The organism is Rhizobiaceae bacterium (assembly GCA_023953835.1).
Taxonomy (GTDB): Bacteria; Pseudomonadota; Alphaproteobacteria; order Rhizobiales; family Rhizobiaceae; genus Mesorhizobium_G.
Map to the genome: position 1 here is coordinate 1,099,550 of JAMLJB010000001.1, position 25,129 is coordinate 1,124,678.

At 64.3% G+C, this 25,129-nt stretch carries 18 protein-coding genes; 14 read left to right on the top strand and 4 right to left on the bottom strand.

The window, feature by feature from the left end:
• Positions 1–9: 9 nt before the first annotated feature.
• Positions 10–987, bottom strand: coding sequence for a GlxA family transcriptional regulator (locus M9924_05175; protein MCO5063792.1), 978 nt, complete (start codon positions 985–987; stop codon positions 10–12).
• Between the two features lie 70 nt (positions 988–1,057).
• Between M9924_05175 and M9924_05180 the strand changes: the two genes are divergently transcribed.
• Genes M9924_05180 through M9924_05190 form a run of 3 tightly spaced genes read left to right on the top strand, consistent with a single transcriptional unit; the run spans position 1,058 to position 5,053 of the window.
• The gene (locus M9924_05180) at positions 1,058–2,221 is read left to right on the top strand and encodes an acyl-CoA dehydrogenase family protein (protein ID MCO5063793.1); all 1,164 of its coding nucleotides are present in this window, start codon (positions 1,058–1,060) and stop codon (positions 2,219–2,221) included.
• 1 nt (position 2,222) lies between these two features.
• The gene (locus tag M9924_05185; GenBank protein ID MCO5063794.1) at positions 2,223–4,274 is read left to right on the top strand and encodes an acetate--CoA ligase family protein; all 2,052 of its coding nucleotides are present in this window, start codon (positions 2,223–2,225) and stop codon (positions 4,272–4,274) included.
• A complete protein-coding gene (locus tag M9924_05190; protein MCO5063795.1) occupies positions 4,271–5,053 on the top strand; it encodes a carnitinyl-CoA dehydratase in 783 nt (260 codons plus the stop codon). Before M9924_05185 ends, M9924_05190 begins: the two co-directional genes overlap by 4 nt.
• 33 nt (positions 5,054–5,086) lie before the next feature.
• Here the strand turns inward: M9924_05190 and lysM are convergent, their stop codons facing one another.
• The 3 genes from lysM to M9924_05205 form a co-directional block, all read right to left on the bottom strand.
• Positions 5,087–5,605: a peptidoglycan-binding protein LysM gene (gene lysM / locus M9924_05195; GenBank protein ID MCO5063796.1), complete on the bottom strand. Its 519-nt coding sequence runs from the start codon at positions 5,603–5,605 to the stop codon at positions 5,087–5,089.
• A 73-nt stretch (positions 5,606–5,678) separates the two neighbouring features.
• Entirely contained in the window at positions 5,679–6,119 is a 441-nt protein-coding gene (arfB, locus tag M9924_05200) for an aminoacyl-tRNA hydrolase (protein MCO5063797.1), read from the bottom strand.
• Positions 6,120–6,178: 59 nt separating this feature from the next.
• Entirely contained in the window at positions 6,179–7,786 is a 1,608-nt protein-coding gene (locus tag M9924_05205; protein ID MCO5063798.1) for a phosphoenolpyruvate carboxykinase, read from the bottom strand.
• Positions 7,787–8,122: 336 nt separating this feature from the next.
• On the opposite strand from M9924_05205, the gene M9924_05210 reads away from it, so the two are divergent.
• From M9924_05210 to addA, 11 genes are all read left to right on the top strand, one after another.
• Positions 8,123–8,824 carry a response regulator transcription factor gene (locus M9924_05210; GenBank protein ID MCO5063799.1) on the top strand — a complete coding sequence of 234 codons (702 nt, stop codon included), beginning with the start codon at positions 8,123–8,125 and terminating at the stop codon, positions 8,822–8,824.
• A 40-nt stretch (positions 8,825–8,864) separates the two neighbouring features.
• Entirely contained in the window at positions 8,865–10,643 is a 1,779-nt protein-coding gene (locus tag M9924_05215) for a sensor histidine kinase (protein MCO5063800.1), read from the top strand.
• Between the two features lie 2 nt (positions 10,644–10,645).
• On the top strand, positions 10,646–11,113 hold the full coding sequence (locus M9924_05220) for an HPr kinase/phosphorylase (GenBank protein MCO5063801.1): 468 nt from the start codon (positions 10,646–10,648) through the stop codon (positions 11,111–11,113).
• Positions 11,114–11,236: 123 nt separating this feature from the next.
• Positions 11,237–11,638 (top strand): PTS sugar transporter subunit IIA, encoded by a 402-nt coding sequence (locus M9924_05225; protein MCO5063802.1) that lies wholly within the window; start codon positions 11,237–11,239, stop codon positions 11,636–11,638.
• An 8-nt stretch (positions 11,639–11,646) separates the two neighbouring features.
• Entirely contained in the window at positions 11,647–11,931 is a 285-nt protein-coding gene (locus tag M9924_05230) for an HPr family phosphocarrier protein (protein MCO5063803.1), read from the top strand.
• A gap of 144 nt (positions 11,932–12,075) precedes the next feature.
• Positions 12,076–13,476: an adenosylhomocysteinase gene (ahcY, locus tag M9924_05235; GenBank protein MCO5063804.1), complete on the top strand. Its 1,401-nt coding sequence runs from the start codon at positions 12,076–12,078 to the stop codon at positions 13,474–13,476.
• Between the two features lie 183 nt (positions 13,477–13,659).
• Positions 13,660–16,215 (top strand): ATP-binding protein, encoded by a 2,556-nt coding sequence (locus M9924_05240; protein ID MCO5063805.1) that lies wholly within the window; start codon positions 13,660–13,662, stop codon positions 16,213–16,215.
• Entirely contained in the window at positions 16,215–17,708 is a 1,494-nt protein-coding gene (gene tsaE / locus M9924_05245) for a tRNA (adenosine(37)-N6)-threonylcarbamoyltransferase complex ATPase subunit type 1 TsaE (GenBank protein ID MCO5063806.1), read from the top strand. Before M9924_05240 ends, tsaE begins: the two co-directional genes overlap by 1 nt.
• Positions 17,705–18,433, top strand: coding sequence for a nucleotidyltransferase family protein (locus M9924_05250; GenBank protein ID MCO5063807.1), 729 nt, complete (start codon positions 17,705–17,707; stop codon positions 18,431–18,433). The genes tsaE and M9924_05250 overlap by 4 nt, the downstream gene beginning before the upstream one ends.
• Positions 18,430–21,555: a double-strand break repair protein AddB gene (gene addB, locus M9924_05255; GenBank protein MCO5063808.1), complete on the top strand. Its 3,126-nt coding sequence runs from the start codon at positions 18,430–18,432 to the stop codon at positions 21,553–21,555. The genes M9924_05250 and addB overlap by 4 nt, the downstream gene beginning before the upstream one ends.
• Positions 21,552–25,067 (top strand): double-strand break repair helicase AddA, encoded by a 3,516-nt coding sequence (gene addA / locus M9924_05260; GenBank protein MCO5063809.1) that lies wholly within the window; start codon positions 21,552–21,554, stop codon positions 25,065–25,067. The genes addB and addA overlap by 4 nt, the downstream gene beginning before the upstream one ends.
• The last annotated feature ends 62 nt before the right edge of the window (positions 25,068–25,129 follow it).

Below are 25,129 nucleotides of genomic sequence, written 5' to 3' on the forward strand. Positions count from 1 at the left end.
TGACGGATTTCAGGCCCGCCTCAGACGGCCGGGCGGCTTTCCAAATGCGGCGGAGAATGCGCGCGAAAAGCTGGCGGTCGAACCGAACCCCGTGCGCGCCGCGACATCGGCCATGGGCAGGCGCGTATCGATCACGAGTCGCCGCGCGGCGCTGAGGCGCAGGCGCTGGTAGTAGGCGCCCGGCGTCTCGCCGATGGCCTTGCGGAAGATGGTTTCCAGCGTGCGGGTCGTCACGCCGGTTCGGGCGGCGAGCACGGTTGTGCTGAGCGGTTCGTCCAGATGGCTCTCCATCAACCCGATGGCCTGCGCGACGCGCCGGTCGAAGCCATCGAGACGGCCCAGCGAGACGAGAGGCTGCGTGTCCGCCGCGTTATGCGCCTGATCGTAGATGAACACGCTGGCGACATCGAGCGCGACCGCCATGCCGAGGCGGCTGCGGATCAGATGCAGCATCAGGTCGAATATGGGCGACGCGCCCCCGGCAGTGAATGCGGGGCCGTCGATCACATAGCGGTCGGGCCGCACATTGATGGCCGGAAAGGCCTGCGCGAAATCCTCCAGATCCTCCCAGTGGGTGGTGGCCTGACGCCCGTCGAGCAGCCCTGCCCGGGCCAGCAGCCATGAACCGGCCTCCACACCACCGAAGCTGCGCGCCATGCGTGCGCCCTTGCGCAGCGCCGACAAGAGCGGGCGCGACACGGTTTCGCGCGTGCCGAAGCCGCCGATGACGATGAGCATATCGGACGCCTCGGCCCGGAACGCGCCGTCGACCATGACCGGCAGGCCGCTCGTGGTGCGCGGCGCCTCGCCGTCCACCGAGAATATCCGCCAGTCGAACAGCCTTTCGCCTGCAATGCGGTTTGCGGCCCTCAGCGGATCGATGGTCGAGGCGACGCACATGATGGAGGCGTTGGCGAGCACCAGGACGGTGATCGACAATGGCGCGCGCTCCTCCCTGAACACGTTGCGTATTTCGTTTTTCATCAATCACGTTTCGTAATTGGTGAATCATGTGAACGCAAGGCTGGCATGATGGCGCGTCTTGCGGGAGCAGCCCATGCAGTTCGGATTGAGCGAAGAACAGCAACTCATTGTCGATACGACGCGCGCATTCGTGGAAAACGAGTTGTACCCGCATGAGGCGGAGGTTGAGCGCACCGGCACCCTGCGCCGCGAGCTGATCGAGGAGATCAAGGCCAAAGCCATCGCCGCCGGTCTCTACGCGGCCAACATGCCCGCCGATGTCGGTGGGGCGGGCCTCGATACGGTGACATGGCTGCTTTACGAAAAGGAGCTTGGGCGCGCCAGCTACGCGCTGCACTGGAACTGCGTGGCGCGGCCTTCCAACATATTGCTGGCGGGCACGGCGGAGCAGCGGGAAACATATCTCTTTCCCTGCATTCGTGGCGAAAAATCGGACTGCCTTGCAATGACCGAACCCAATGCGGGGTCCGACCTGCGCAGCATGCAGGCGAGCGCCGTCCGCGACGGTGACGACTGGGTGCTGAACGGCACCAAGCATTTCATCAGCCATGCCGACATGGCCGATTTCGCAATCGTGTTCATGGCGAGCGGCGAGGAGGACGGGCCGCGCGGCAAGCGCAAGAAGATCACCGCGTTCTTCGTGGACAAGGGCACGCAGGGCTTCACCGTTCGCGACGGATACCGGAACGTCTCGCATCGGGGATACACCAATTCCGTGCTCGAGTTCGACGATTGCCGCGTGCCCGCGAGCCAGGTGCTGGGCGAGGTGCACAAGGGCTTCGAGGTTGCAAACACATGGCTGGGCGCGACGCGGTTGCAGGTGGCGGCGACCTGTCTTGGGCGCGCCGAGCGGGCTTTCGGACATGCGGTTGCCTATGCCGCCGAGCGGCGGCAGTTCGGCCAGCAGATCGGCAAGTTCCAAGGCGTATCCTTCAAGCTGGCCGACATGGCGACGGAAATGAAGGCCGCCAACCTGCTCGTGTTCGAGGCGGGCTGGAAATACGACCAGAACACCGTGACGGACGAGGACATGGCGATGGCCAAGCTCAAGGCCACCGAGATGCTCGCCTTCGTGGCCGACGAAGCGATCCAGATTCACGGCGGCATGGGATTGATGAACGACCTGCCGCTGGAGCGCATCTGGCGCGACGCGCGCGTCGAGCGGATCTGGGAAGGCACCAGCGAAATCCAGCGCCATATCATTTCGCGAGCGCTCCTGCGGGCCGTGGGCGGCTGACATGCATCGCCTTGAACGGCTTTTAAGGCCGCGCTCCATCGCCGTGTTCGGCGGGTCGTTCGCGGCAAATGTCGTGCAGCAATGCCGAAAGATGGGCTTTGCCGGCGAGGTCTGGCCGGTTCACCCCAGCAAGGCGGAGGTGCACGGCGTGCAAGCCTATCGAGGCGTGGACGATCTTCCAGACGTGCCGGACGCCGCGTTCGTCGGCGTCAACCGGATGCTGACCATCGACATCGTGCGGCAGTTGCGCGAGCGCGGCGCGGGCGGTGCGATCTGCTTTGCGGCGGGCTTTCTGGAGGCCGGGGCGGAGGGCGCACGGTTGCAGGACGAACTTCTCGCGGCGGCGGCGGACATGCCGATCATCGGGCCGAATTGCTACGGCCTGATCAATTATGCGGACGGCGCGCTGCTATGGCCCGACCAGCATGGCGGCGAACGGCTCAGCGGCGGGCGCGGCGTGGCGATCCTGACGCAGTCGTCCAACATCGCCATCAACATGACCATGCAGAAGCGCGGCCTGCCGCTGGCCTATGTCATGACGGCGGGCAACCAGGCGCAAACGGGCCTGTCCGAACTGGCGCTCGGCCTGATCGAGGATGAGCGCGTCTCCGCGCTCGGCCTGCACATCGAGGGCTTCGATTCGGTGGAGGGGTTCGAGCGGCTCGCGGCGCGGGCGCGCGACCTCGGCAAGCCGATCGTCGCCATGAAGGTCGGGCGCTCCGAGCAGGCGCGCGCCGGAACGCTGTCGCACACGGCCTCGCTCGCCGGATCGGACGCCGCCTCTGACGCCTTTTTGCGGCGGCTGGGCATCGCGCGGCTCGATTCCGTTCCCGCCTTCCTCGAAGCGCTGAAGCTGGTCCACGTGCATGGGGCCCTTCCGGGCAACCGCCTGTCCTCCATGAGTTGTTCGGGCGGCGAAGCCTCCGTGATGGCCGACAGCGTCGAGGGCCGAAATCTGGTGTTTCCGGCATTGGGCGAGGCTCATCGCGAGCGCGTCGGCGAAACACTCGGACCGCTCGTCGCCGTCGCCAACCCGCTCGACTACCATACCTTCATCTGGAACGACGAGGAGGCCATGCGGAACACCTTTTCCGCGATGGTTTCCGGCGATTTCGACCTGAACATGCTGGTGCTGGATTTTCCGAGGAGCGACCGCTGTTCCGACGCCGACTGGCAACCGACGCTGCGCGCCTTCGAGACGGCATTGACGACGAACGCCGCGCGCGGGGCCGTGGTGGCCTCCATGCCCGAAAACATGCCGGAGGCTCAGGCTCAATCGCTGGTCGCGCGGGGTATCGCGCCGCTATTCGGGATCGAAGAAGCGATGGAGGCCGCGCAGGCCGCAAGCGCAATCGGCGCGGCATGGGGCGCGCCACCTCCCGCCGCTGTCAACGGCGCAAAACGCGGCGAGGCGCGCGGGGGCCGCGAGACTCTCGATGAAGCAAGCGCCAAGCTCTTGCTGCGCGAGGCCGGTCTGAGGGTGCCGCAAGGCGTTGTCGTTCACTCGCCGGCGGATGCCGTGCGGGCGGCGGAGAATCTGGGTTACCCAATCGCGCTCAAGGCGCTGGGCGTGGCGCACAAGTCGGAGGCAGGCGCAGTCAGGCTCAATCTCGCAACCGAGCAGGCCGTCGAGGACGCCGCGCGCGACCTGTTGCCGCTTGGAAGCGGCGTCTATGTCGAGACGATGATTGCAGGGGGGATAGCCGAATTGATCGTCGGAATTGTGCACGATCCGCTTTTCGGGCCGGTCATGACCATTGGAACGGGCGGCGTGCTGGTCGAACTCTTGCAGGACAGTGCGACGCTGCTCCTGCCTGCCTTGCGCGGAGAGATCGAGCGGGCATTGCGCGGTTTGAAGATGTTTCCCCTGCTGGACGGGTACCGGGGCAGGCCGAAGGCGGATGTCCGCGCCGCCATCGACGCGATCCGCGCGATTGCCGCCTTCGCGCTTTCGAACGATCTCGAAGAGCTGGACATCAACCCCCTGATCGTGTGCGCTGAAGGCAAGGGCGCATGGGTTGCCGATGCATTGATGGTTCGGAGGAAGCAATGAGCGCAGTGGTCAAGACACGCCGCGAGGGCGGCATTCTGGAGGTCACGCTCGACCGGCCCAAGGCGAACGCCATCGACCTGGCGACCTCGCGCATCATGGGCAAGGCGTTCGAGGCTTTCCGTGACGATCCCGACCTGCGCGTCGCCATATTGAAGACGGCGGGAGACAGGTTCTTCTCAGCCGGATGGGACCTGAAAGCCGCGGCGGCGGGTGATGCGGTCGATGGCGACTATGGCGTCGGCGGCTTCGGCGGTTTGCAGGAGTTGCGCGACCTCAACAAGCCGGTGATCGCCTGCGTCAACGGCATGGCGGTCGGCGGCGGGTTCGAACTCGCGCTTTCCTGCGACCTGATTTACGCGGCGGAGCATGCGAGCTTCGCGCTGCCGGAGATACGGGCGGGGACGCTGGCCGACGCGGCGACGATCAAATTGCCGAAGCGCATTCCCTATCACGTCGCGATGGACCTGCTGCTGACCGGGCGCTGGATGGATGTGCAGGAGGCGCATCGCTGGGGGCTGGTCAACGAAATCCTGCCGACGGACAAGCTCGATGCGCGGGTCTGGGAGATTGCGCGATTGCTCGCAAGCGGCCCGCCGCTGGTCTTTGCCGCGATCAAGGAAGTGGCCCGCCGCGCCGAAGCGATGGAGTTCCAGGACGCGATGAACTGGGTCACGAAGCGGAAATTCCGCACCGTGGATGTGCTCTATGCGTCGGAGGATGGCCTTGAGGGATTCAAGGCCTTTGCCGAAAAGCGCGAGCCGGTGTGGAAGGGGCGATAGCGGCAAGGCAGGCGCTGCCCCTCATCCGCCTGCCTACGCTTCCGCGATGTCGGGAATGCGCAGCACCTGTCCCGGATAGATCTTGTCGGGGTGCTTGAGCATCGGCTTGTTGGCTTCAAAGATGATGGTGTGCTTTGCGCCCTTGCCCTTGCCGTAGTTGACCTCGGCGATCTTCCACAGATTGTCGCCCTTTTTCACCGTGTAGAATTTCGGCTCTTTTGCAGGAGCGGCGGCCTTGACCAGTTCGGTCATGTCCACGCCGCCATCGAGCTTGATGCCGGATTCCGGCGGCACGATCTTCAACTCTCCTGCTTCGACTTTCGAAACGCCAAGCGTGTTGCCGACCGCAATGATCGCTTTCTCGAAAATCGACTGATCGGCCACCACGCCTTTCAGGATCGCCTTGTCGCCCTGCACCTCGATCTGGACGTTCTCGGTGCCGAGCTTGTTGGAATCGAGTTCCTTCTTGAGCGCATCGGCACTGGGCGTTTCCTCATCGTCACCTATGCCGAGTTTGTGACCGACCTTCTTCACGAAATCGAAAATGCCCATGCCTGATGGCCTCCTGATGCAGATATCCGGGCCGACATTGGCATTGCCTTAGAGCAAGGGCAAGTTGTTGTGATTAGTCCCGGTCAACCTTTCCGCGCATCTTCTTGACGGTGGAGCGCCCGGCCTTGGCTTTCAGCCGTCGCTCAACTGAGCCCTTGGTGGGCCGGGTTTTCTTGCGCGGTGGCGGAGGCGGTTCCGCCGCGCGCGCCAACAGTTCGACCAGTCGTTCCAGCGCGTCGGCGCGGTTGCGCTCCTGCGTGCGAAAGCGCGCCGCTTCAATCAGGATTGCGCCATCGCGCGTGGCGCGCTGGCCGGCAAGCTTGAGTGCGCGTGCACGAACGCGCTCGGACAAGCCCGGCGCGTTTGCCGCGTCGAAGCGAAGCTGCACCGCGGTCGCGACCTTGTTGACATTCTGCCCGCCCGGTCCCGACGCACGGATGAAGCTCTCCGACAGGTCGCCGGGATGGATCGCCGCCTCGGCGCTGATGCGAATGATGTCTTCCGCCATAAGCATCTTGATGCCGTCTGGCGCGCAAAAAGAAAAGGCCGGAAAAGCTCCGGCCTTTCGAATGCTTATTCGGCGGCGATCCGCAGACCGGGCGCTGCGCCGCGCACGTGATCGTCGACATGGTCCTCGAACTTGGCGAAGTTGGTGACGAACATGTCCACAAGCTTGCGGGCCTGCCGATCATAGGCGTTTGCGTCGGCCCACGTCGATCGCGGATCGAGGATCTTGCTGTCCACGCCCGGCACCGACACTGGAACCTCGAAGCCGAAATTGGGATCGGTGCGGAACTCCGCGCCCTTGAGCGAACCGTCGAGCGCGGCCGCGAGCAAAGCGCGGGTCGCGCGGATCGGCATGCGGTGGCCGACACCATAGGCTCCGCCGGTCCAGCCCGTGTTCACCAGCCAGCAATCCACATTGTGTTCGGCGATCAGCTCGCGCAGCAGATTGCCGTATTCCGACGGATGGCGCGGCATGAAAGGCGCGCCGAAGCAGGTCGAGAAGGTCGCTTCCGGCTCGGTGACGCCCTTTTCGGTCCCGGCAACCTTGGCGGTGTAGCCGGACAGAAAGTGATACATCGCCTGCGCGGGCGTCAGTTTCGCAATGGGCGGCATCACGCCGAATGCGTCGGCGGTGAGCATGACGATATTCTTCGGATGCGGCGCGCGGCCGGTCTTGCTCGCATTAGGGATGAAATCGAGCGGATAAGCGCAGCGCGTGTTTTCGGTCAGCGAACCGTCATTGAAGTCGGGCGTGCGACGGGCATCCAGAACGACGTTCTCAAGCACGGTGCCGAAGCGCTGCGTTGTGGCGAAAATCTCCGGCTCGGCTTCCGCCGAAAGCTTGATCGTCTTGGCGTAGCAGCCGCCTTCGAAATTGAAGATGCCGTCCGGCCCCCAGCCATGCTCGTCGTCGCCGACAAGCGTACGCGACGGGTCCGCGGACAAGGTGGTCTTGCCTGTGCCGGACAGGCCGAAGAACACGGCCGAGTTGCCGGTGTCGTTGGTGTTTGCCGAGCAATGCATCGGCATGACCTTGGACTGCGGCAGGAAAAAGTTGAGCACTGTGAAGACGGATTTCTTCATCTCGCCCGCATAGGACGTGCCGCCGATCAGCACAATCATGCGCGTCAGGTCGACGGCAATGACGGTCTGGGTGCGGGTGCCGTGCCGCGCCGGATCGGCGCGGAAGGACGGCAGGTCGATGATGGTCATCTTCGGCGCGAAACCGGCGAGCGCCGCCTCGTCGGGACGGATCAGCAGGTTGCGGATGAACAGCGAGTGCCACGCATATTCTGTGACGACACGCACGGGAAGCTGCTGCGCCTCGTCCGCGCCGCCGATCAGGTCCTGCGCGAAAAGGTCGAGAGACGCTGCATGCGCAATGAAGTCGTCCAGCAGAACATCGAACTGCGCCGGCGCAATCGCGGCGTTGTTGTCCCACCAGATGGTACCTTCGGTCGTGGCGTCGCGCACCACGAACTTGTCCTTGGGAGAACGGCCCGTATGTTGGCCGGTATAGGCGACCAGAGCGCCCTCGGCGGTGATCTTCGCCTCGCCCCGGCGCACCGCCTCTTCATAAAGCTCCGCCGCCGCAAGATTGGTGAACACCTTGCCGCTGGTTGCAAGTTCCCTGCCCGCAAGCCGTGCAACCGGCTCGTGCCCATTCGTCGCCATTCCCTAATTCCCCTGTTATCGCCAGAACCGGTTCGCTACACGCCGACCGCTGCTCGTCGTTCCGGCGTTCAGAACGAGAACCAGAAAAGCATAATGATTTCAAATCATTAATCGATTTAAAAAACGATCAAAATATCTAAATCGTTTAAATGCGCGGGCAAAATCGGTTGAAATCCACGTGGTCCGACCAATTGAAGGGACCATTGACCACAGGAGAAGCCCAACCGCCCTGTGACAATTGCATGAATGTGTGCCACATTTTGTACCCAATTTGTTTTGCATGAGCCCCTACGCAACTCCGGAAGGGACTCTCAGCAAATGAAGGAGCCGCAAGACATGGCGACAGTCGCCCTCGTCGACGACGACAGGAATATCCTCACCTCTGTTTCGATCGCCCTTGAATCGGAAGGCTACCGCGTGGAGACCTATACGGACGGCGCATCGGCGCTGGAGGGGCTGGCCGCAAGACCGCCGAACCTCGCCATCCTCGACATCAAGATGCCGCGCATGGACGGCATGGAGCTGTTGCGTCGCCTGCGTCAGAAGACAGACCTGCCGGTGATCTTCCTGACCTCGAAGGACGATGAGATCGACGAGTTGTTCGGCCTCAAGATGGGCGCCGACGATTTCATCCGCAAGCCATTCTCCCAGCGCCTGCTGGTGGAGCGCGTCAAGGCGGTGCTTCGCCGCGCAAGCGCCCGCGAGGCCGGCGCCAAGGCGCCCGCCCAGCAGGCGCGATCGCTGGAGCGCGGCCAGCTCGTCATGGACCAGGAGCGCCACACCTGCACGTGGAAGGGCGAGCCGGTGACGCTGACCGTAACCGAATTCCTGATCCTGCACTCGCTGGCGCAACGTCCGGGCGTTGTGAAGAGCCGCGACGCGCTGATGGATTCGGCATATGATGAGCAGGTCTATGTTGACGACCGCACCATCGATAGCCACATCAAGCGCCTCCGCAAGAAGTTCAAGGCCGTGGACGAGGATTTCGAGATGATCGAAACGCTCTATGGCGTGGGATATCGCTTCCGCGAGGCCTGAGCGTGGTTCCGGCTGGCGGCAACCCCTACGGATCCGGTGAATGGCAGTTGAAGCGCAGATGAGCAAACCGATCGCGGCAAAGCCGCGTCGTCGTCTCGCGCCGAGATTCCTGCGCCGGGCCGGAACCTCCGTGCGCACATTCTTCGAGCACCATCTGTTTTCGAGCCTGACAAGGCGAATCCTGATCCTGAACCTTGCCGCGCTGGCGGTGCTGGTCGTCGGCGTGCTCTACCTCAACCAGTTCCGCGATGGATTGATCGACGCGCGGGTGGAAAGCCTTCGTACACAGGGTGAGATCATCGCGGGCGCGATTGCCGCGTCGGCGACGGTCGAGACCGATTCGCTCAACATCGATCCGGAGAAGCTCTTCGAATTGCAGGCGGGCGAGAATATCGGCCCCGGTTCCGACCTCGGAAGCCTCGATTTTCCCATCAATCCCGAAAAGGTCGCGCCGGTCCTGCGGCGCCTGATCTCGCCGACCAGAACGCGCGCCCGCGTCTATGACCGCGATGCGAACCTGCTGCTCGATTCCAGGCATCTCTATTCGCGCGGCCAGATATTGCGTTACGACCTGCCCTCTGTAGACGACGAGGACGAGGGCATACTGGAACGCGTCGAACGATATGTGTTCGACCTTTTCAGGAACACCGACCTTCCGCTCTACAAGGAGCAGCCCGGCGGCAGCGGTGCGGGTTTCCCCGAGGTGATGACGGCGCTGACGGGCAGCCCCTCGACGCAGGTCCGCGTCAACGAACAGGGCGAGCAGATCGTTTCGGTTGCGGTTCCGATCCAGCGTTTCCGCGCGGTGCTGGGCGTACTCATGCTCTCGACGGAAGGAAACGACATCGACAAGATCGTCGCCGGCGAGCGGCGGGCCATCCTGCGCGTATTCGGCGTTGCCGCGCTCGCCAACGCCGTGCTGTCCGTGCTGCTTGCCTCGACCATCGCAAATCCGCTCCGGCGGCTGGCCGCGGCGGCGGTTCGCGTGCGGCGCGGCGTCAAGAAGCGCGAGGAAATCCCTGACTTTTCGGCGCGGCAAGACGAGATCGGCAACCTTTCCGTGGCGGTCAGGGACATGACGAATGCGCTTTATGCACGCATCGACGCAATCGAGAGCTTTGCCGCCGATGTCAGCCATGAATTGAAGAACCCGCTGACTTCGCTTCGCAGCGCGGTCGAGACATTGCCGCTCGCCAGGACGGACGTCTCGCGGGATCGGCTGATGCAGGTCATCCAGCATGATGTAAGGCGGCTCGACCGGCTCATCACGGATATTTCAGACGCCTCGCGTCTCGATGCCGAACTGGCGCGCGAGGATGCGCAAAGGGTGGACCTGCGCAAGTTCCTGTCGGACCTCGTCGCGGCCTCGAAGGACGGCAGCCGGAACAAGAAGCAGGTCGAAATCGAGTTCGTCGCAGAGAAATTGCCGCAGGGAGCAAAGGGCTTTTTTGTCAATGGCCATGAATCCCGGCTCGGGCAGGTGCTGACCAATCTGATCGAAAATGCGCGGTCGTTCGTGCCGGACGAAGGCGGCAGGATCATTGTGCGCCTTGCACGGGCGGGCAAATTCAACGTCGTTTCCGTGGAGGATAACGGGCCGGGCATAAGGGTCGAAAACATAGACCGCATATTCGAGCGCTTCTATACGGACCGGCCTTCCACCGAAGCCTTCGGCCAGAATTCCGGCCTCGGCCTTTCGATCAGCCGCCAGATCGTCGAAGCCCACGGCGGCAGGCTGGTCGCGGAAAACATTCCGGGCACGAAGCCGGGGGACCTGAAAGGCGCCCGCTTCGTGGCGAGCTTCCCCGCTGAAAGCTGATCGTGGCCTCGAACCTGCATGGAACGGCCATCATCCTCGGGGACCGGGGCGTGTTTGTGCGCGGCAGTTCGGGCAGCGGAAAGACCGAACTGGCGCTCGAACTTCTGGCGCGCGCCCGCATGTACGGGCTGTTCGCGCGCCTTGTGGCAGACGACCAGCTCTTCGCATCTACGGGCGGCGGGCGGCTGGTGTTGCGTGCTCCCGAAACCATTGCCGGGCTGGTGGAAGTCAGGGGCCTCGGGCCGCGTCCCATCGAATGGCAGGAACGCGCCGTCATCGATCTTGTGGTCACCCTGATCGATCCGGCTGAGGCCGAACGCATGCCGGAGCCGGGCTCCGTTGTGCTGCATTCGGTGAGCCTGCCCGAATTGAAGCTGGCCGCGCGCACCGTCCATGACGCTGCGTCAGTTGTCATCGCACGACTGGGCATTGGCCCTTTTGATGCTGTGCACATGCGGCAAAATGGTTAAGCCGACTGCAATTTGCCACTTGTAAACGGGCTGCGGCTCGACAAGATAGCGCCCCACCCTAGGCGCTTGGCGCGATGGAAAGTAGAGTGCGGCCAGAGTCGGCCTGACAGGAGCCAGTAGAGTATGATCGGACTCGTGCTTGTGACGCACGGACGGTTGGCCGAGGAATTTCTCAACGCCGTCGAACATGTCGTGGGGCCGCAGGAGCGGTTGGCAACTGTTTCCATCGAAGCCGACGACGATATGGAGAGACGCCGCCAGGACATCGTCGATGCGGTTCAGGCCGTCGATACCGGGAACGGGGTGATCGTGCTCACAGACATGTTCGGCGGAACGCCTTCTAATCTGGCAATTTCAGTCATGGAGGCAGGCCGCGTCGAGGTGATCGCCGGTATGAACCTTCCCATGCTCATCAAGCTCTCATCGGTGCGCAAGACCGGCGACCTGCAGAAGGCGGTCGAGGAAGCACAGGCGGCGGGGCGAAAATACATCAACGTCGCCAGCCAGTTGCTCGCGGGTAAATGATCCATCCCATGCCCGAGACAGACGATGCCGCCCGCGAAGTCCTGATCGTCAACCAGCGCGGACTGCATGCGCGCGCTTCGGCGAAGTTCGTCCAGATGGCGGGCAGCTTCGACGCGGAGATCACCGTCGAGAAGGACGGGACGAGCGTTGGGGGCACCTCCATCATGGGGCTGATGATGCTGGCCGCGAGCCCCGGCTGCAAGATCCGCATATCGGCCACCGGCCCGCAGGCGGACGAAGCGCTCAAGGCGCTTGAGGAACTGGTCGCCAGCCGCTTTGGCGAGGAAGTGTGATCTTCCCTCACATGCACAGATAATGATTTCTTTATGTCTGATTGCCGTTCAGGCGGCGATCTGGTAGGACGCTGCAAACCCGCGCCCGGTCCGCACGCACGGATGCGTTGCCCGGCCGCACCACCCACAAGCAGGATACCGAACATGGCTGCCAAGAAAGACTTTGTCGTTGCCGATATTTCGCTGGCCGATTGGGGTCGCAAAGAAATCGACATCGCTGAAACCGAAATGCCGGGCCTGATGGCGTGCCGCGCAGAGTTCGGCGAAAGGCAGCCGCTGAAGGGCGCCCGCATCAGCGGTTCGCTGCATATGACGATCCAGACGGCGGTCCTCATCGAAACGCTCAAGGCGCTCGGAGCCGACGTGCGCTGGGCGTCGTGCAACATCTTCTCGACGCAGGACCACGCCGCTGCGGCCATTGCGGAGAGCGGCACGCCTGTGTTTGCCATCAAGGGTGAATCGCTCACCGACTATTGGGACTATACCGACCGGATCTTCCAGTGGACCGATGGCGGCCTGTCGAACATGATCCTCGACGATGGCGGCGACGCCACCATGTATATCCTGATCGGCGCGCGCGCGGAGGCCGGCGAGGATGTGCTGTCCAAACCGGGCAGCGAGGAAGAGGAAATCCTCTTTGCGCAGATCAGGAAGCGCATGGCGGCCACGCCGGGCTTCTTCACAAGGCAGCGCGAGGCGATCCGCGGCGTGACGGAAGAGACCACCACGGGCGTCAACCGGCTCTACCAGCTCCAGAAGAACGGCCTGCTCCCCTTCCCCGCCATCAATGTCAACGACTCTGTGACCAAGTCCAAGTTCGACAACAAATATGGCTGCAAGGAATCGCTCGTGGACGGCATTCGCCGCGCGACCGACACGATGATGGCCGGCAAGGTGGCCGTCGTGTGCGGCTATGGCGATGTCGGCAAGGGATCGGCGGCGTCGCTGCGCGGTGCGGGCGCGCGCGTCCGCGTGACCGAGATCGACCCGATCTGCGCGCTGCAGGCCGCGATGGACGGCTTCGAAGTGGTGACGCTGGAGGACGCGGCTCCCACCGCCGACATTGTGATCACCACGACCGGCAACAAGGACGTGATCACGCTCGACCATATGCGTTCCATGAAGGACATGGTGATCGTCGGCAATATCGGCCATTTCGACAATGAGATTCAGGTGGCGGCACTGCGCAACCTCAAGTGGACGAACATCAAGCCGCAGGTCGACATGATCACCTTTCCCGACAACAAGCGGATGATCCTTCTGTCCGAAGGAAGGCTGCTCAATCTCGGGAACGCCACCGGCCATCCAAGCTTCGTGATGTCGGCCTCCTTCACCAACCAGACGCTGGCGCAGATCGAGTTGTGGACCAACCAGGGCACCTACGAGAACAAGGTCTACGTGCTTCCCAAGCATCTCGATGAGAAGGTTGCGCGGCTGCATCTCGACAAGCTCGGCGCAAAACTGACCCAGCTCAGCAAGGAACAAGCCACCTATATCGGCGTGACGCAGCAGGGCCCGTTCAAGGCCGACCACTACCGCTATTAACCATTCCTGAAAAAACACAAGATATTGTGGCCGGGCGATTGACTTTTCGCCCGGCCTACTTTTTTGCGCCGCGCCGCCTTCACGCCGATTCGCCCATTCGGTATCTTAGTGATTCGCGAGCGCTCGATTGGGTCAGCGGGGAACAGGAGAGCGCGCGTCACCGTTGCGGCGGAGAGGTACCATATGCCGGGGGAAGGCCCGCGCGACGCGGGAAATGCCGGGTCGGGCGGCAAGATCGATTCCACAATGCTGGTGCGAATGCCGGCACGCTTGGCGTTGAAGAAGGCGCTCATGCGGACGGCTGCCTTCGGGATCGCGCTCGGGGCAGGCGCTGCCGAGGTTCTCGCGCAGGAGCCGGCAGCGGCCGTGTCCTTCTTCCCTGCCTTGTCGACGCCCGAGGTGCTGCAACTGGCAATCGTCGCGGGCGTACTGTCCGCGACGTTCCTGACGGCAATCATCCTGATCCGCGACCGCGCGCGCATCGCATCCGAAAATTCAGAACTCAAATCGCGTCTTGTCGAGAGTGCCGCAACCGCGCGCCGCTACGAAGCGCTGATGAGCTTTCGCGACCAGCGCACGGTTGTCTGGGCGTCGGACTCGCGAAAGGCGGAGATCGTCGGCGCGCTTCCCTCCGACAGCGGTGCACCGGACGACCGGGCGCAGTTCCTCGCATTCGGGCGCTGGCTTAGCCCGCAATCCGCCGCGGCGCTCGACCAGGCCATCACGGCGTTGCGCGAACAAAAGCGCAATTTCGACCTGATGGTGGATACGCAGCAGGGCTCCGTGCTTGAGGTGCAGGGACGCCAGAGCGCCGGTTCGGCGCTGGTGCGGTTCATCGCGCTTTCAGGGCTGCAACAATCGCAGGCGCGGCTGCGGCTTGAGAACCAGAAGCTCGCCGCCGACTATGACGATGTGCTCTCGATGATGGACGGGCTCGACATGCCGGCCTGGGTGCGCGGCTATGACGGAAAGCTCAAATGGGTCAACCGCGCCTATGCGGATGCGGTCGAAGCGCCCGACCCGGAGACCGCGGTGCATTCGGCTCGCGAACTGCTTGGCACCCAGGTCCGCGAGGAAATTGCCGGACGCCACCGCGCCGCCGCACTCTACAGGGACGATATTTCGACAGTGGTGCGCGGCGACCGCAGAATGATGACCGTGGTGGACTTCTCCGGCGCCAATGGCGGAACCGGGCTGGCGCGCGACATCAGCGATCTGGAGATGCTGCGCGACAAGCTCAAGCGCGCCGAGCAGAACCATGTCGAGACGCTGAACCATTTGATGACGGCGGTTGCGATTTTCGACTCCCGCCAGAAGCTCCGCTTCTACAACAAGGCGTTTCAGCAATTGTGGGACGTGGACAGCGCCTATCTGGATAGCGCACCTGAAAATGCGCTGCTGCTCGATCATCTGCGCAGCAAGGGCAAGATCGGCGAACGGCCTGACTGGCGGCGCTGGAAAGAGGACGTGCTCCAGGCATATAGGGCCGTCGATCCGAAGGAAGACTGGTGGCACCTGCCCGATGGCCGCACCCTGCGCGTCGTGGGCAGCCCGCAGGCCAATGGCGGTGTGACCTGGGTTTTCGAGAACCTGACCGAGCAGATGGAGTTGGAGAGCCGCTACACGACCGAAGTCCGTGTTCGTGGCGAAACGCTCGACAATTTGGCCGAGGGCGTTGCCGTGTTCGGACATGACGGCAAGATCAAGCTGTTCAACCCGGCTTTCATGCGCTTCTGGGGCCTTGCGCCGGGCAGTCTCGAAACGGACATGCACATTTCGGCGCTGCGCGCCCGCTGCGACGATGTCGCGATCAACAGTCCGTGGGGCGAACTCATGGCCGACATCACCGGCTTCGACGCCTCGCGCCGTGACCGTCAGGACCAGACGGAACTGAAAAGCGGCACCGTGCTGCGCTACGCCGTTATTTCGCTTCCGAACGATCAGGTCATGGTGACCTTCATCGACGTTACGGCCAGCGTGAATGTCGAGCGCGCGTTGCAGGAAAAGAACGATGCGCTCCAGCGCGCCTACCAGCTCAAGAACGATTTCGTGCAGCACGTATCCTATGAGCTTCGCACGCCGCTGACCAACATAAGGGGCTTCGCGGAGGTTCTCGCCATGGGCGAAACCGGGCCGCTCAACGACCGCCAGCGCGAATATATCCAGCACATCAATGCATCGTCTGTCATCCTGTCCGACACGATCGACGACATTCTCGACCTTGCCACCGTGGATGCGGGTTTCATGCAGCTCGACCTCGGCGAAGTTCCCGTGCGCGAGGCCATCGATGCCGCAGCCGAGCTTGTGGCGGAGCGGCTGGCGGAACATCGCATCGCACTGAAACTCGAAACGAAGGGCGCGCCGCGCACCTTCTTCGGCGATGAGGCGCGCCTGAAACAGGTTCTCTACAACCTCTTGAGCAACGCCGCCAATTTCGCGCCGCCCGCCAGCACCATCACGTTGGCCTGCCGTCAAGTGACGAACGGCGTGGAGTTTTCGGTCCATGACGACGGGCCGGGCATGTCCGAGGAGATGCTGGGCATCGTATTCTCGCGCTTCGAATCGCGGGCGAATGGCGGGCGCAGGCGCGGCGCGGGCCTGGGCCTTTCCATCGTGAAGAGCTTCGTGGAACTGCACGGCGGAACGGTGCGGATCGAGACCGGCGCCGACAAGGGCACGACCGTGATCTGCTTCTTCCCCTTCCCGCCAGATGGCGGCGTGCGCGAAGCAGCCGAGTAATGCCGTCAGAACTGACGCTTTTTCTGGCCGACGAGCTGGCGACCTCGCGGCTTGGCGCCGACCTTGCGCTCGCGCTGCGCCCCGGCGACCTGATTGCGCTGAGCGGCGATCTCGGAACGGGAAAGACGACACTTGCCCGCGCCTTGATCCGCGCGATTGCCGAGGACGACACGCTGGACGTGCCGAGCCCGACCTTCACGCTGGTGCAGCCCTACGACATGCGGGTGCCCGTTTTCCATTTCGACCTCTATCGCCTCACCTCACCGGACGAACTGGAGGAACTGGGGCTTGCCGAAGCACTGGAAACGGGCGTCGGCCTCGTGGAGTGGCCGGAACGCGCGGCGCTTCCCGAAAACGCCGTCACCATCTCGTTGGAACATGAGGGCGAAGGCCGCAAAGCGGTCATCAGTGGAGATGGTTCGGCCTTCGAACGCATCCGCCGCTCACTGGACATAAGGGCGTTTCTGTCCGCATACGGCTGGGGCGAGGCCGAACGGCGCTACCTGTTGGGCGACGCGTCGGCGCGCGCTTACGAAACAGTGCGCCTGTCCGGCGTGCGCGACCGCATCGTCATGAATTCGCCGCCATTGGTGCTCGGACCGCCTGTGCGCGACGGCAAACCTTACGCCGTGCTTGCACACACCGCGCAGACCGTTTCGGCCTTTGTCACCATCGACCATGTTCTGCGGAAGGCCGGCATCGCCGCGCCGCAAATCTATGCCTCCGATCTAGGCAAGGGCTTCCTTCTGATCGAACACCTTGGCACGGGGCCGTTTCTCGATGACGGCGAACCCGTTCGCGAGCGCTATGAAGCGGCGGCGCGCCTGCTGGCCGGGCTGCACCGGCACGAATGGCCGACCGACATCGAAGTGGATGGCGCGCGCCACACAGTCCCACCTTTCGACCGGGACGCGATGCTGATCGAAGTCGGCCTGCTCCTCGACTGGTACGTGCCCTACATGACCGGAGCGCCCGCGTCCGGTGCGATGCGCGATGATTTCGAGGCGCTGTGGAACGCCGCGCTCGACCGGATCGCCGGGGAGGAAACCTCGCTGCTGATGCGTGATTTCCACTCGCCCAACATTGTCTGGCGAGGCGACAGGACGGGCAGCGACCGGATGGGCATTCTGGATTTTCAGGATTCGATGATCGGGCCGACAAGCTACGATCTCGCATCGCTGGCGATGGACGCGCGCGTCACCATCCCGCCCGAACTGGAAGCGGCAATCGTCAATGCCTATCAGGAGGCGCGCGCCACCGACAGTCTGGACCACGATATGTTCGCTCTTTCTTACGCAACAATGGCCGCGCACCGGAACTCGAAAATCCTCGGCGGGTTCGTGCGGCTCGACCGGCGCGACGGCAAGCCCGCCTATCTCAGGCATCTGCCGCGCATCCGGGACTATGTGCGCCGCGCGCTGGTGCATCCCGGCCTGTCTGACCTGCGCCATTTCTATGAGCGGCACGGCCTGCTGGCCGAGGACCGCGCATGAGCTTCAGGCCCGACCACGCCATGGTGCTGGCCGCCGGGCTCGGCAAGCGCATGAGGCCAATCACCGACACGATCCCGAAGCCGTTGGTGAAGGTGGCGGGAAAGACGCTCATCGACCGGGGGCTGGACAGCCTTGCAGCGGCAGGGGTCGCGAGCGTGGTCGTCAATGTGCACTACCTGCCCGACCAGATCGTGCGCCATGTCGCGGGCCGGACCAAACCGAGTGTGACGATTTCCGACGAGACCGCACAATTGCTGGATTCGGCGGGAGGCATCGTCAAGGCGCTGCCCCTTCTCGGCGAAAAGCCGTTCTACGTGCTCAACGCTGATACGTTCTGGATTGACAGGAGCATTCCCGATCTCGACCGCCTCGCGCTTGCATGGCAGCCGCAGCGGATGGATATTCTGCTCATGCTTGCCGGATTCGATCAGGCCACGGGCCATTCGGGTGGAACCGACTTTCTGCTTGACGCAGACGGCCGGTTGAGCCGTGCGAATGGCGACCCGGCAGGATTGATCTATGCGGGCGTTGCCATCGTTTCGCCTGGCATTTTCGATGGCGCGGAGGCGGTTCCCCATTCGCTGAACGCCTATTTCAATAGGGCGATCGAGCAGGGCCGGTTGTACGGCGTCAGGATGGAGGGTAGCTGGATCACCGTCGGGACGCCCGATGCGCTGGCTCCCGCCGAAGCCGCCGTCGCAAGGGCAATCGCCGGCAGCGCATGACCGACCGCCGGACACCGCGCCTGTTCACAATTGCACCGGGCGCGCCGTTTCTAACCACTTTGGCCGAAGCGCTTGCGGGCGGAAGGCTGGTGCCCGGCTTCCAGCCGCAAGATGACCCGCTGGCGCTGGCCGACGCCACGATCTATGTCCCGACCCGCCGCGCCGCCCGCGAATTGAGGGCCGCCTTTGCGGAACTGGGCAAGGGAAAGGCGGCGATCCTGCCTACGATCAAGGCGCTGGGCGAGTTCGACGTCGAGGAAGCTGCGTTCGAGGCGGATGCCGAAGCGCTCACCCTCGTGCCGCCGATTTCGCCTTTCGACCGCCTGTTGCTGCTGGCCCCGCTGGTCAGGCAATGGAAACAGAACCTGCCCGGCACGGTTGCGCGCCTCTATGACGAGGAAGTCATCGTGCCGGCCTCCACAGCGGATGCGCTGTGGCTGGCGCGCGACCTTGCCGCGCTGATGGACGAGGTGGAACTGGAAGGCGCGGACTGGGCGCGCCTGAAAACGCTGGTGACCGACAATCTTGCCGGGTGGTGGCAGGTCACGCTCGGCTTTCTGGAGATCGTGACAAGCCACTGGCCCGCCATTCTTGCGGAGCGCGGACAATCGAACCCGGCGGCGCACAGGGACGCGCTGCTGCGCGCCGAAGCGCGGCGGCTCGCCGCCCGACCGCCCGCCGGGCCGGTGATCGCGGCGGGTTCGACCGGCTCCATACCGGCGACAGCCGACCTCCTTTCGGTCATCGCCCGGCTGCCCAACGGCGCAGTCGTCCTGCCGGGGTTGGACAAGGACATGGACGATCCGACATGGCGGTTGCTCATGGACGCCGATTCCGATGCGTCCGTTTTCGGCCATCCGCAATTCGGTCTGGCCAAGCTGCTGGGGAAGATGGGGGCATCACGCTCCGAAATCGCTGAAATCGGTTCGCCTTCGCCTGCGTTGCAGGATCGATCATGGATCGTGGGCGAGGCGCTGCTTCCAGCCGAGGCGACCGACGCATGGATCGGAAGCCGCGCCGCAAGAAGTGCCGGGCGCATCGGCGAGGCGCTTGCCAATGTCAGCCTCATCGAGGCGGCCAATGAGCGCGACGAGGCGGCAGCCGTGGCGCTTGCCCTGCGGCTGGCGATCGAAGGCGAAGGCGCTACCGCCGCGCTGGTCACAGGCGACCGGAGCCTGGCGCGACGCGTTGCGACCGAGCTGCGCCGCTTCGGCATCGAGGCGGACGATTCGGGCGGGACGCCGCTCGCCAACACCCCGCCTGCCGGCATGCTGCGCCTTCTCGTACAGGCCGTTTTCGAGCCCGGCGACCCGGTCGCGATCCTCTCCTTGCTCAAGCATCCGCTGCTGCATCTCGAAATGCCCCGCCGCGCCGTCAGGCACGCAGCCGAAACCATCGAACTGGTCGCATTGCGCGGCGGCGTGGGGCGACCCGACATCGCCCGTCTTGGCGAACTGTTCGAGAAGAGGCTGGAGAACTTCGCACGCCAAAAGCGGCATCCGCCACACTGGATGCACAGGCTCGGTGCGGAGCGCTTGCAGGACGCAAGGGAGGTGCTTGCTCGGCTCCATGCGGCGCTGGAGCCTCTCGCCCGCATGCGCACCGCCCGCGGCATCGAACTGACCGCATTGCTGACGGCGACGGTGCAGGCGTTCGAGGCGCTGGGGCGCTCGGAAGAAGGCGCACTTGACGCGCTCTACGGCCATGAGGCCGGGGCTTCGCTTGCCGATGTCCTGCGCGACCTGATCGGCACGTCGGTGTCCTTTGCGCTGGAGCCGCAGGAATGGCCCGCCGTGCTCAACGCTCTGGTTGCGCCGGAAGTCGTCAAGCCAACAAGCGTAAGCGATCCGCGCGTGTCGATCTGGGGCGCGCTTGAGGCGCGGTTGCAGGATGTGGACACGCTGGTGCTGGCCGGCCTGAACGAAGGAAGCTGGCCGCGCAAGCCCGAATCCGACCGCCTGATGTCGCGCGTGATGAAGGCCGGAATCGAGCTGGAACCGCCGGAGCGGCGCATCGGTCTTGCCGCGCACGACTTCCAGATGGGGATGGGCGCGCAAAATGTGATCCTGAGCCGCTCCGCGCGCGACGGGGACGCACCCGCCGTTCCGTCGCGCTGGCTGCAACGGCTTCTGGCCTTTGTCGGTGAGGCGCAGGCAACGCCGATGAAAAGGCGCGGCGACCGCTTGATACGGTCGAGCCGCGCGCTGGACGAAGGCGAGCGCCAATCCTTTGCGCGCCGCCCGAACCCGAAGCCGCCGCTGGAACTGCGCCCCACGCATTTTTCCGTCACGGAAATCGAGACGTTGAGGCGCGATCCTTACGCGGTCTATGCCCGGCGCATCCTCGACCTGAAGCTGCTCGGCCCGCTGATCCGCGACCCCGGCGCGGCGGAGCGCGGCACCTTGTTCCACGCCATCCTGCACCGCTTTTCTCTGTCCGGGATCGACCCGCGCAGCCCTGTGGCGCTGGACCGGCTCCTGTCCGATGGTCGCGCCTGTTTTGGCGAAGCGGACCTTCCCGACGACGTTCACGCGGTGTGGTGGCCGCGCTTCGAGCGCCTTGCGAGCGGCATTCTGGAATGGGAGGCAAGCCGCGCCCTCAACGTCGTCTCGCGGCATGCCGAAGTGCATGCGGAAAGGACCGTCGTCGGGGCAACCGGCGTCACATTGTCGGGCGACGCCGACCGCATGGATTTGCTGGCGGGCGGAATGGTCGACATCATCGACTACAAGACCGGCTCCTCACCCTCCCTGCGGCAGGCGCGGATGCTGGTTTCACCGCAGCTCGCATTGGAAGCAGCGCTGTTGCAGCGCGGCGCGTTCCGTGAAATCGGCGCGCATGAGGTGGCCGACCTTGCCTATGTCCGCCTCAGGCCGGATGGCGAAGTCGAGCACGAATCCCTGCTCGATATCAGGGGCAGCGAGATCAGCGGGCGAGAACTCGCGGCGCTGTCATGGCTGCGCCTCGAAGAACTGCTCGCCCACTACAAGGTCGAGGACAATGGCTATTTGTCACGCGCCCTTCCCTTCCGCGAAGGCGCGACGGACGGCGACTACGACCATCTCGCGCGCGTTCTGGAATGGTCTGCGGGCGGCGATGCGCCGGAAGGAGGCGAGGCGTGAACAAACCGCGCGTCATTCCTCCGCAAACGCTCGCCGCGCAGGCAACCGCGTCGGATCCCCGCAACTCCGCCTGGGTCTCGGCGAATGCGGGTTCCGGCAAGACGCATGTGCTGTCGCAGCGCGTCATCCGGCTCTTGCTCGGCAACACCGATCCGGCCCGCATCCTGTGCCTGACCTATACGCGCGCCGCCGCCGCGAACATGGCGAACAGGGTCTTCAGGGAATTGTCGGCATGGACGGCACTGCCGGATGAAGAGCTGGCGGACGCAATCGCCCGGCTCGACGGCGCGCGCCCCGGAGCGGCGAAGCTTGGGCTTGCGCGGCGGCTTTTCAGCAAGGCGCTCGAAACGCCTGGCGGGCTGAAGATCCAGACCATCCATGCGTTTTGCGAATCCGTGCTGCACCAGTTTCCGCTCGAGGCCAACATTGCCGCGCATTTTGAACTGCTCGACTCCAAGATGGAGCAGGCACTGGTCGAGGAGGCGCGGCGCGACCTGATTTCCGGCGCAGCGGATGGCGGCAATCTGGAACTGGCGGACGCCTTCGCAACAGTGCTGGAACGCGGCGGCGAGTTCGGCCTCGACAAGCTGCTGGGCGAGATCATCCAGCGGCGCGACGGCATCCGGCGGTTCATCGATGTCTCCCGTTTCGGGCCTGACGAAACCGACCGCGCCTTTGCGCCGCTTTTCACGGAGTTCGGTTTCCTGCCCGCGGAGACGGCTGAAAGCATCGCGGACAGCGTGTGGCCGCTGCCCGGCTTTTCACCGCCCGAGTTCAGCGATTTCGTTCAGGCGGCGGATGCCGCGGGCGCGGCCTTCGTGCAGAACAACATACTTCCGGACGCAATCGCCGGCTTTCAGGAAACCGATCCTGTGCGCAGGCTGGGCCTGCTTGCCAAAGCCTTTCTCAAAAAGGATGGGCAGGCCTATGGCGAGCGGTCGTTCGCCAAGGGACTGCGCCAGCGCATCCCCGACATCATCGAGCGTTGCGCCAACGCGGCGGAGGTGCTGCGCACCGCGCGCGACCGGCTGGCGCTCTATCGGATGCTCGAAGGCACGGCGGCGGCGCTGACGGTGGCCGACCGGCTGATCGGGCGCTACGAATATCTGAAAACCAGCCGGGGCTTTCTTGACTTCAACGATCTGATTACGCGCACGGTGCGGCTGCTGTCGCGACCGGATGCGGGAATGTGGGTCCAGTACAAGCTGGACAAGGGCATCGACCACATATTGCTGGACGAGGCGCAGGACACCAGTCCCGACCAGTGGCAGGTTGTCAAAAGCATAGCGCGCGAGTTCTTTTCAGGGCAGAGCGCGCGCGATGCGGCGCGCACCATTTTCGCGGTGGGCGACGAGAAGCAGTCGATCTATTCGTTTCAGGGTGCGGCGCCGGAAAGCTTCGCCGAATCCGGGCGGGAGTTCGCGCGGCTGGTTGCCGGTGCGAAGAAGCCTTTCGAGCCGGTGAGGCTCACGCTTTCCTTCCGGTCCACCAAGGACGTGCTGCACGCGGTGGACCGCGTGTTCGAAAGCCCCGAGGCCCGGCGCGGACTGGCCGACGAAACCATCGTCCACACCGCGTTGCGCGACCAGGAGCCCGGCTATGTCGAGGTTTGGGAATCGATCGGCGCGGAACAGGTCGAGGAGCCGGAGGACTGGCGCAGGGCCATCGACCATGCCGCCGCCCCGGCGGTGAGGCTTGCCGAACAGGTGGCGCGCACCATCGCCGGGTGGCTGAATGACCGGGAGATTATCGAGGGCAAGGGCAGGCAGGTGCGGCCCGGCGACGTGCTGGTGCTGGTGCGCAAGCGCGACAGCTTCGTGCACGCGCTTTCGCGCAGCCTCAAGGAGCTGGGCATTCCCGTGGCCGGCGCGGACCGGCTGAAGCTCGCGGGCCATATCGCCGTGCAGGACATGCTGGCGCTTGGCCGCTTCCTGTTGCAGGCTGAAGACGATCTTTCGCTGGCCGCCCTCCTCAAAAGCCCGATCTTCGGCCTCAGCGAGGAACGGCTTTTCGACGTGGCCGCCCGGCGTCCGCGCGGCATGTCGCTCATTCACGCCATGCGCCGGCTTGCCGCCGACGAGGCCGACGTGCGCGCCGTGGTCGAACTGCTCGACCGCTGGTCGAGCGAGGCGGCCTACAAGCCGCCCTTCGAGTTCTACAGCAACGTGCTCCAGCGCGACGAGGTGCGGCGCCGGATGATCGCGAGGCTCGGCCATGAAGCGGGCGACATTCTGGATGAATTCCTGAGTTTCTGCCTCGCGGAAGAGCGGACCGGTCTGCCCGGATTGACTGCTTTCATCACCACGCTGGAAACGGCGGGGCCGGAAATCAAGCGCGAGATGGACCAGACCCGCAACGAGGTGCGCGTGATGACGGTGCACGCATCGAAGGGACTGGAAGCGCCGGTCGTGTTTCTGGTCGACAGCGGCAGTGCACCCTTCTCCGACCAGCATTTGCCGCGCCTCATGCCGTTTTCGCCGACAGGCGACATGCGGCATGTGCAAGGCTTCCTCTGGCGCTCCGACTCCGAAGTGAAGAACAGCGTGACGGAGCGCGTTCGCGACGATTTGAAGGATCGCGCCGACGACGAATACAGGCGGCTACTTTATGTCGGCATGACGCGCGCGGAGGACCGGCTCATCGTGTGCGGCTATCATGGCAGGCGTGCGCCCGCGCCGAATGTGTGGCACCGGCTGGTGATGAACGCCTTGAGCAACGAAGCGTCCATCGAACGGCACCCGCATCCTGACGGGCAAGGCGACATTATCCGCTATCGGGTGACGCAGACACCGGGCAAGCCGGTTGCGGCGGATGATGCCGCTGGCGAGGCAAGCGAGGCGGAGGAAATTTTCTCGCTGCCGCCGCTTGGCCCCCCCGAGGTGCTGCCGCGACCGCTTTCGCCCTCCGGTGCGGCGGCCATCATCGAACCGGCCCCCGAAGCCGCCTTCGATCCTCGGTCGCCGGTCCTCGACGGGCAGGCAGACACCTCGTTCGCTGCCGCGCGCGGTTCGGCAATGCATCGCATGTTGCAGGCGCTGCCCGCCGTTCCCGAGGCGGACAGGAGTGCGGCCGCCGGGCGCTTCCTGTCGCTCTTCGCGCGAGATTGGCCGGACAGCGAGCGGCAGGCGGCATGGCGGTCTGTCCAGACGATCCTCAACGATCCGTTCTACGCGCCGCTCTTTGCCGAGGGCTCGCGCGCCGAAGTTGCGGTGGCGGGCACGCTCGACATCCGCGGGAAGCAACGTTTCGTATCCGGCAAAATCGACCGGCTCGCGGTGACGCAGGACGCCGTGCAGATCGTCGATTTCAAGACGAACCGGCCTCCGCCGCTTTCGCTGGACCAGGTGCCGGTCGCCTATGTGCTGCAACTTTCACTTTATGCGCAATTGCTCAGGCCGCTCTATCCGGGCCGCGTGATACGCGCCGCCCTGCTCTACACCGAAGCGCCGAGGCTGATTCCGGTGCCGGAAAATGCGCTGGCCGCAGCGCTTGCCCGACTCACTCAAGCGTGACACAAGATCGGCTTGAAAGGCGGGCGCCGAACCACCACATTTGGTTGCAACTTCGATTTCGA